The organism is Rathayibacter sp. AY2B7 (genome assembly GCF_002931635.1).
Lineage (GTDB): Bacteria > Actinomycetota > Actinomycetes > Actinomycetales > Microbacteriaceae > Rathayibacter.
Genome location: NZ_PSUC01000129.1, coordinates 1 through 8,672 on the forward strand (window position 1 = coordinate 1; position 8,672 = coordinate 8,672).

The window sequence follows — 8,672 nt, forward strand, 5'->3', positions numbered from 1 at the left end:
CCGAGAGCTGTCCGCGGGAGAGCTTCTTGATCTTCCGGTCGACCGGGAGGCGGAAGTCCTCGACGAGCTCGCGGGCGAACGCCTCGCCCCGCCTCCATGGTTAGTTACAACACCAACTAACCACCCAACCCAGCACCGAAGGAGCCCGCGTGGACGACTCCCGCCCGCTCTTCCTGCAGATCGCCGAGCAGATCGAGAACGACATCATCGACGGCGCGCTGCCGGAGGAGTCGCAGGTCCCGTCGACCAACGAGTTCGCCGCGTTCCACCGCATCAATCCGGCCACCGCCGGCAAGGGCGTGAACCTGCTCGTCGACGACGGGGTGCTCTACAAGAAGAGGGGGATCGGCATGTTCGTCGCCGAGGGGGCGCGCGACCGGCTGGTCGAGAAGCGCCGCACGCAGTTCCGCGACCAGTTCGTCGCTCCGCTGCTCGCCGAGGCCGCCAAGCTCGGCCTCAGCACCGAGCAGCTCGCCGACATGATCACAGAAGGGGGATCGCGATGAGCGCGGTCATCGAGGTCCACGACCTCACCAAGCACTACGGACGCATGCGCGCCGTCGACGGCATCGGCTTCGCGCTGGAGGAGAACCGCATCCACGGCCTCCTCGGCCGCAACGGCGCGGGCAAGACGACGCTGATGTCGCTGCTCACCGGCCAGGAGTTCGCCAGCTCGGGCGAGATCCGCGTCTTCGGGCAGTCGCCGGTGGAGAACGCCGCCGTCCTCTCCCGCACCTGCTTCATCAAGGAGAGCCAGAAGTACCCGGACGACTTCAAGGTGAAGCACGTCCTGCGCAGCGCTCCCTGGTTCTTCGACGGCTGGGACGAGGCGTTCGCCCGCGAGCTCGTCGAGGACTTCCGCCTCCCGGTCGACCGGAAGATCAAGAAGCTCTCCCGCGGACAGCTCTCGGCGATCGGAGTGATCGTCGGCCTGGCCTCCCGCGCCCCGCTCACGTTCTTCGACGAGCCGTACCTGGGGCTGGACGCCGTCGCCCGGCAGCTGTTCTACGACCGCCTCCTCCAGGACTTCGCCGAGCACCCGCGCACGGTCGTCCTCTCCACCCACCTCATCGACGAGGTCAGCAGCCTGCTCGAGCACGTCCTCGTCATCGATCAGGGCCGCCTCGTCGTCGACAGCGACGCGGAGGAGCTGCGGGGTGCCGCGGCGACGGTCATCGGACCTCGACAGGCCGTCGAGTCGTTCACCGCCGGCCGCGAGGTCATCGCCCGCTCCGCTCTCGGCAGCCGCGCCTCGGCCACGCTCCCCCGGCTCGACGACGCCGGCCGCGCCTCCGCCGCCCGCCACGGGCTCGAGCTCGAGTCCGTCCCCCTCCAGCAGCTCGTCGTCCAGCTCACCACCGGGAAGGCCTCGGAATGACCGCCCTCACCGGCGCCCCCGCGCGCCACGACACCGCCGCCGGCCGCCTCGGCAGCATCGTCCGCCTGCACTTCGCGAACCCCGCCACCATCCTCTACACGCCGCTGATCATCACGGCCGTCATCCTGGCGGGCAACCTGGTCGTCTGGTGGCTGATCCTCCGCGGGCTCGACTCCGGCGAGCGCCTCGAGGCGCAGGAGGGGATGACCTACTCCGGCGCGTCCTTCTTCCTCTTCGTCTACATGATGGTCGTGGCCGTCCAGTCGGTGAACGTCACCTTCGGCCTCGCCCTCGGCTACGGCGCCACCCGCCGCGACTTCTCCCTCGGCACGGCCCTCACCTTCGTCGCCCTCTCGGTCTTCTACACCGGCGTCTTCGTGGTCCTCGGGATCGTGGAGCGGGCGACCGACGGCTGGGGCTTCGGCGGCAGCTTCTTCCGCTCGATCTACTTCGGCGGGGACTCCGTGGGCGAGCAGGCCGTCGCGGTGCTCTGCGCCCTGCTCTTCTTCTTCTTCATCGGAGCGGCGACGGCGGCGGTCTACGTGCGCTGGCGCCAGCGCGGGATGCTGCTCTTCTTCGGGATCCTCGGCGCCCTCCTGCTGGCCGTGATCACCCTCCTCACGCTCACCGAGAACTGGCCCGCCGTCGGCTCCTTCTTCGGGAGCGTCGGATACGCGGGCGGCTACGCCCTCTCGCTCATCCCGACCGCGATCGCCGGAGTCGCGGGCTGGGCGATCCTCCGCCGCGCCACCCCGCGCAGCAGCTGACGCCACCGCCACCGATCCGAGAGGACCGACCATGACCGCCCCCGCCCGCCGCTCCGCCTCCTCGCGGAGGATCCTCTCCGTTCTGAGGCTCCACCTCGCCCACCCCGGGACGGTCCTCGGCTGGCCGCTGCTCGTCCTGCTCGCCGTCCTCGCCGGCAACCTCGTGATCTGGTGGCTCGTCCTCCGCGGGATCGGGGCCGAGCGGGGCGGCGGCGACTCCGGCATCCTCCTCGTGGGGCCGGGGATGCTGATCGTCGTCTTCCTCTTCATCGGCTCCATCCAGGCCACGACCGCCACCTTCGGGCTGGCGCTGAGCTACGGAGCGACCCGACGCGACCACGTCCTCGGCAGCTCCCTCGCCTTCGCGGCACTGTCCGTGCTCTGGTCCGCGATCGTCGTGGTCCTCGGGGCGATCGAGGAGGCGACCGGGGGCTGGTGGCTGGGCGGCGCGCTCTTCCTCGCCTCTCCCCTCGACGGTCCGTGGCTCGAGCGCTTCGTCGTCCTGCTCTGCTCGCTCCTCGCCGCCTTCGCCCTCGGCGGAGCAGCGGGAGCGGTCTTCCTCCGCTGGCGGGAGCGCGGAGCGACGGCTTTCCTCCTCGCCCTCGGAGCGGCGGCACTCGCCGTGGTCGTCGTCGTCACTCTCGCCGGCGGTAGACCGGTCGTCACGGACGTCCTCGAGAGCGCGGGGACCACGGGAGCCGCCGCTCTGCTCCTCGTCCCCGCCGCACTGCTGACGGTGGTGGGCTCGCTGGTCCTCCGCCGGGCGACGCCGCGCGGCTGACCCCCTCCGGAACCGGGCCTGCAAGGCCCTTCCGCCCCGGGCGTCCGGATGCCAGCGTGGGCACATGGCCGACTCCCCCGCTCCGTCCCTCCTGCCCGTCCCCGAGCACAGCTGGATCGCCCGACCCGCCGACGCCGAGCTGACGCAGGACACTCTCGACACCGTCGACGCCTGGTGGCGCGCCGCGAACTACCTCGCGGTCGGGCAGATCTACCTGCTCGCGAACCCGCTCCTGAAGACCCCGTTGAGCCGCGAGGACATCAAGCCCCGCCTGCTCGGCCACTGGGGCACCACCCCCGGCCTCAACCTGATCTACGCGCACCTGAACCGCGCGATCCGCGAGCGCCGCCAGCCGACCCTCTACATCACCGGTCCCGGCCACGGCGGACCGGGCATGGTCGCCAACGCCTACCTCGACGGCACCTACAGCGAGATCTACTCCCACATCGACGAGTCGGAGGAGGGGCTGCGCCGCCTCTTCCGCCAGTTCAGCTTCCCCGGGGGCATCCCCAGCCACGCCGCCCCCGAGACTCCGGGCAGCATCCACGAGGGCGGAGAGCTCGGCTACGCGCTGAGCCACGCGTACGGAGCGGCCTTCGACAACCCGGACCTCCTGGTCGCGGCGGTCGTCGGCGACGGCGAGGCCGAGACCGGCCCGCTCGCCACCAGCTGGCACTCCAACAAGTTCGTGAACCCGCTCACCGACGGCGTCGTCCTGCCGATCCTGCACCTCAACGGCTGGAAGATCGCGAACCCGACCGTCCTCGCCCGCATCCCGCAGGAGGAGCTCGACAGCCTCCTCCGCGGGTACGGCCACGAGCCGTTCCTCGTCGAGGGCGGCTTCGACGGCGAGGACCCGATGCGCGTGCACGAGCGGTTCGCCGACGTCCTGGACACGGTGCTCGACCGCATCGCGGCGATCAAGGAGCGCGCTGCCGCCGGCGACCTCTCACGCCCGGCCTGGCCGATGATCGTGCTGAAGACCCCGAAGGGCTGGACCTGCCCGACCGAGATCGACGGAGTCCAGGTGGAGGGCACCTACCGCTCGCACCAGGTCCCGCTGCCCAACGCCCGCGACACCGAGGCGCACACCCGCCTCCTCGAGGACTGGCTCCGCTCCTACCGGCCCGAGGAGCTCTTCACCGAGGAGGGCGGCGTGGTCGACCGCGTCCGCTCGCTGGCCCCCGAGGGCGAGCTGCGGATGAGCGCGACCCCGCACGCGAACGGCGGGCTGCTGCGGCAGACCCTCGACCTGCCCGACTTCCGCCGCTACGAGGTCGTCGTCGAGCAGCCGGGTGGCACCGTCGCGGAGGCGACGAAGGTGCTCGGCGAATGGCTCGCCGACGTCATCCGCGCCAACCCGACCAACTTCCGCCTCTTCGGGCCGGACGAGGTCGCGAGCAACCGGCTGCAGTCCGTCTACGCCGCCACCGACAAGCAGTGGGACGCCGAGCTCAGCCCCCTCGACGACCACCTGGCCCGCGCCGGGCGGGTCATGGAGGTGCTCTCGGAGCACCAGTGCCAGGGCTGGCTGGAGGGCTACCTGCTCACCGGCCGCCACGGGCTCTTCACCTGCTACGAGGCGTTCATCCACATCATCGACTCGATGTTCAACCAGCACGCGAAGTGGCTGGACGGCACCCGCGACATCGAGTGGCGCCGCCCGATCGCGAGCCTCAACTACCTGCTCTCGAGCCACGTCTGGCGCCAGGACCACAACGGCTTCAGCCACCAGGACCCCGGCTTCATCGACCACGTCGTCAACAAGAAGCCCGAGGTCGTGCGCGTCTACCTGCCCTTCGACGCGAACACGCTCCTCTCGACCTACGACCACTGCCTCCGGAGCGTCGACTACGTCAACGTGGTCGTCGCCGGGAAGCAGCCCTCGCCCCAGTGGCTCACGATGGCGGAGGCGGTCGCCCACTGCACGCGCGGACTCGGCATCCTGGAGTGGGCGAGCAGCGAGCGGCCGGGCGAGTCCCCGGACGTCGTGCTCGCCTGCGCGGGCGACGTGCCGACCCTCGAGACCCTCGCGGCGGTGAGCATCCTCCGCGAGACGCTGCCGGACCTCGCGATCCGCACGGTCAACGTGGTCGATCTGATGCGTCTGATGTCGGAGTCGGAGCACCCGCACGGCCTCTCCGACCGCGAGTTCGACGCGGTCTTCACCCCCGACCGCCCGATCGTGTTCGCGTACCACGGCTATCCGTGGCTGATCCACCGCCTGACCTACAAGCGGACCGGCCACGGCAACCTGCACGTGCGCGGGTACAAGGAGAACGGCACCACCACCACTCCCTTCGACATGGTGATGCTCAACGACCTCGACCGCTACTCGCTGGTGATCGACGTCATCGACCGGACCCCCGGCCTCGGCGCCCGCGCCGCCGGTCTCCGCCAGGAGATGCAGGACGCCCGCATCCGCGCCCGCGCCTACACCCGCGAGCACGGCGAGGACATCCCCGAGGTCGCGAACTGGACCTGGGCCGGCGAGCGCTCCGGCAACGCCAGCGCCAACACCGGCAACGACAACGACAACGAATAGCGCCGGTTCGCACACCACGCCCCTCCACTGACGGGTCGCGGTCGTGTCGCTGGCAAGGCGGAGGAGGAAGCGATACCGGCGGTATCGCGCCCGACGACAACGCCGCCAGCGGCGCGACCGCGGCCCGTCAGGCGGCGGGAGCCAGGTAGTCGTCCCAGTCGGGCTGCGTCCGCTCCGCGCCGCGCACGAGCCAGGAGCCGGCGCGCGGCATCCGGGGGACGGTGCGCAGACGCCATCCCATCTCGTGCGGGGTGCGGTCGCTCTTGACGTTGTTGCAGCGCTGGCAGCAGGCGACGAGGTTCTCCCACGTGTCCCGGCCCCCGCGCGACTTGGGCTGGATGTGGTCGATCGTCGCCGCGTGCTGACCGCAGTAGCCGCAGCGGTGGTTGTCCCGGCGGAGCACGCCCCGGCGCGATACCGGAACGCTCCGGCCGCTCGGGATGCGCACGTACCGGGTCAGCACGATCACCGAGGGCCGCACGTGGTCGCCGTGCGCGCTGTGCACCGGATTGCCCTCGTCCGCGGCGATCACGGTCGCCTTCTCCGTCATCAGCAGGACCAGGGCCCGCTTGAACGACACCACCGCGAGCGGCTCGTAGCCGGCGTTGAGAACCAGAGTGCGCATCAGTGACCTCCGTGCTGTCGCACGCCGTCACGCGAAGGCGCCGCGACCACGAGCAAGGGCGCCGTCGTGATGACGGCGCCCTGCGAGGCCGCGGCGGAGTGCCGCGCGATGACGTGGAGTCGTATCCGCGTGTCGGAGGAGTGCACCGCCGCGGTGAGGACCCGCGCGCATATCGAATCGGCCGGCCGCACGCGCGAGCGCAGCCCCACGCTGTGGCGCCCGCTCCGCTCGGCCATCCCGGCACTCCGTCCCTCGACGAATCGATCCGCTCGCCACGCGAGCGGACTGGGGTTCAGGTTAACCCTTCACGCCCGGAACACCAGGGGTCGGTCCGGATTCGTCACGCGGCGTTCACACGGCGGGACGACGAGAGCCCGCCCCCTCCAGGAGGGGACGGGCTCTCGAGCGGATCGACCGGGTCAGCCGTTGATGCGCACGATCCGGTAGTCGGAGGTCCACAGTGGCTGCACGCGGACGCTCGCGCCCTCGTACGGCGCGTGCAGGATGTTGCCGTTGCCGGCGTAGAAGCCGTCGTGGCCGTCCATGATGACGAGGTCGCCGGGCTGCGCGTCGGCGAGCGAGACGGGGGTGCCCATGGCGCCCTGGCCCGCGGCCGAGTGCGGCATCGAGATGCCGTACTGCGCGAAGACGTACATCACGAAGCCGGAGCAGTCGAAGCCGCTCGGGTCGGCGCCACCGAAGACGTAGGGCACGCCCTGGTACTGCATCGCCGTGTTGAACACCGCCGAGAGGCTGTAGCTGGTGGTCGGGGCGGCGGCCGCGATCTCGCTGGCCGAGGCGCCGGAGTAGGAGTTGAACTCCTCGGCGGTCTCGGCGCGCGCCTCGGCGACGTCGCTCGTGTCGACGACGGGCTCGGCGACCACGACGGGCTCGGGCTCCGGTGCGGGCGGCGGGGGCGCCGCCTCGGCCGAGAAGCCGTCTCGGGCGATCGCGGCCTGCACCACTCCGCCGTCGACGGCGACGGTCTGCGCGGAGCCCTGGCGGAGGAGGTCGGCCCGCGACGCCGCGAACAGGCCGTCGTCCTGGCTGCCCGGAGTGAAGGCGTAGGCGGGGAGCGCCATCGTCGCGACCAGCGCGCCGGCGAAGCCGACCATCGCGACCTTGCCGACGACACGGCCCCTGCGCTTGCGCGGGGTCCCGGCCGGCGACGGCACGAAGTCGGTGATGTCCGCGCGGCGAACAGGAGCTGCGGGAACGGCGCGACGGGAGACGGGTGCGTCCCCGTGGATCCGGGCGCGGATGACCGGAGGCCGGTTCTCGAAGGTCGCGTCGCCGGAGCGGTCGGGGTGGTTGGAGCGGAACCGGTCGGGTGAGCCGGCGTCCTCGTTCGGGGTGAGGGGGTTCTGGGGCAAGGGGGAGATCCTCCGACGTCCCCTCAGCCCAGGCAGCTGTCCCGTCTCATGCACGAAGCATCGGTGTGCACAGGATCCGAGACGGGTGTGGGGGCGTCGGATCCCGCGCCCTGGGACCGAGGCTCGGCCGCAGGGCTCCACAGAGCGTAAGCGACCGTTACCGATTTGTCACCTTCTCGGCGGGAAGAGACCGCTCTCCCGTTCGCCTCCGGTCACCGGATGCGGTAAGGGCCCGTACGGGCCGCTCCCAGGGAGGCGCGGGTCAGACGACGAGGAAGATGTGCGCCGCGACCTCATTGGGCAGCTCGATGCCCGCCTCGGCTCCGTCGATGCGCGCGAGCACGTAGCCGTTGAGGGCCGAGAACTCGCCCTCGGCACCGGGGACGACCCCGGCCTGCTTGAGCTGGAGGAGGAGCTCCGGATCGACCTGCGCCGGCTCGCCGAGGCGCCGGACGACGCCGCGGCGGGGCTCGCTCGACCCGGCGACGAAGCGCGGCAGGCTGATGACGCCGTCGGCGAAGCGGGAGGCGGGGGTGTCGCCGAGCTCGTCCAGGCCCGGGATCGGATTGCCGTAGGGCGACTCCGTCGGGTGGTCGAGCATCTCGAGGAGACGGCGCTCGACCTGCTCGCTCATCACGTGCTCCCAGCGGCAGGCCTCCTCGTGCACGAACTCCCAGTCGAGCTTGATGACGTCGTGGAGGAGCCGCTCGGCGAGGCGGTGCTTGCGCATGACGTGGATCGCCTTGCGGCGGCCGTCGGAGGTGAGCTCGAGGTGGCGGTCGCCCGAGACGACGACGAGGCCGTCGCGCTCCATGCGACCGACGGTCTGCGACACGGTCGGCCCGGAGTGGCTGAGCCGCTCCGAGATGCGCGCGCGCAGCGGGATGATGTTCTCCTCCTCGAGCTCGAGGATGGTGCGCAGGTACATCTCGGTGGTGTCGATCAGATCCGTCATCTCAGCCTTCCCGTCTCGGCGCGCTCCACCCTAGTGGTCGCCACGACGCAGCATCGGCGCTGCGGCGCGACGCAGGCCTCCGTCGCTCGGAGGAGGGGTGCGGGCCGGGAACCCTAGTATTAACGCATGCCGGACCTCACCATTCCTCGCGAGCTGCTCCCCCACGACGGACGGTTCGGCTGCGGCCCGTCCAAGGTGCGGCACGACCAGCTCGCCCACCTCGCGACGCAGGGCGCGCACCTCCTCGG

The 8,672-nt window shown here is 71.2% G+C and carries 8 protein-coding genes and 1 pseudogene; 6 read left to right on the forward strand and 3 right to left on the reverse strand.

What is annotated here, in order from left to right:
* The first annotated feature begins 149 nt into the window (after nt 1-149).
* The 5 genes from C5C27_RS15575 (at nt 150) to C5C27_RS15595 (ending at nt 5,471) form a co-directional block, all read left to right on the forward strand.
* Nucleotides 150-506, forward strand: coding sequence for a GntR family transcriptional regulator (locus C5C27_RS15575; RefSeq protein WP_104224613.1), 357 nt, complete (start codon nt 150-152; stop codon nt 504-506).
* Entirely contained in the window at nt 503-1,378 is an 876-nt protein-coding gene (locus tag C5C27_RS15580) for an ABC transporter ATP-binding protein (protein WP_104224612.1), read from the forward strand. The genes C5C27_RS15575 and C5C27_RS15580 overlap by 4 nt, the downstream gene beginning before the upstream one ends.
* Nucleotides 1,375-2,145, forward strand: a complete 771-nt coding sequence (locus tag C5C27_RS15585) for an ABC transporter permease (RefSeq protein WP_104233881.1) — start codon at nt 1,375-1,377, stop codon at nt 2,143-2,145. Before C5C27_RS15580 ends, C5C27_RS15585 begins: the two co-directional genes overlap by 4 nt.
* 31 nt (nt 2,146-2,176) lie before the next feature.
* Nucleotides 2,177-2,926, forward strand: a complete 750-nt coding sequence (locus tag C5C27_RS15590; protein ID WP_104314861.1) for a hypothetical protein — start codon at nt 2,177-2,179, stop codon at nt 2,924-2,926.
* A 64-nt stretch (nt 2,927-2,990) separates the two neighbouring features.
* Entirely contained in the window at nt 2,991-5,471 is a 2,481-nt protein-coding gene (locus C5C27_RS15595; protein ID WP_104314862.1) for a phosphoketolase, read from the forward strand.
* A gap of 127 nt (nt 5,472-5,598) precedes the next feature.
* Here the strand turns inward: C5C27_RS15595 and C5C27_RS15600 are convergent, their stop codons facing one another.
* From C5C27_RS15600 to C5C27_RS15615, 3 genes are all read right to left on the reverse strand, one after another.
* Entirely contained in the window at nt 5,599-6,096 is a 498-nt protein-coding gene (locus C5C27_RS15600) for an HNH endonuclease (RefSeq protein ID WP_104224608.1), read from the reverse strand.
* Nucleotides 6,097-6,515: 419 nt separating this feature from the next.
* Nucleotides 6,516-7,469 (reverse strand): C40 family peptidase, encoded by a 954-nt coding sequence (locus tag C5C27_RS18420; protein WP_258066817.1) that lies wholly within the window; start codon nt 7,467-7,469, stop codon nt 6,516-6,518.
* 262 nt (nt 7,470-7,731) lie between these two features.
* Nucleotides 7,732-8,424, reverse strand: a complete 693-nt coding sequence (locus C5C27_RS15615) for a metal-dependent transcriptional regulator (RefSeq protein WP_104224606.1) — start codon at nt 8,422-8,424, stop codon at nt 7,732-7,734.
* A gap of 126 nt (nt 8,425-8,550) precedes the next feature.
* On the opposite strand from C5C27_RS15615, the pseudogene C5C27_RS18675 reads away from it, so the two are divergent.
* Nucleotides 8,551-8,672 (forward strand): annotated as a pseudogene (locus tag C5C27_RS18675) (phosphoserine transaminase); the annotation flags it as partial.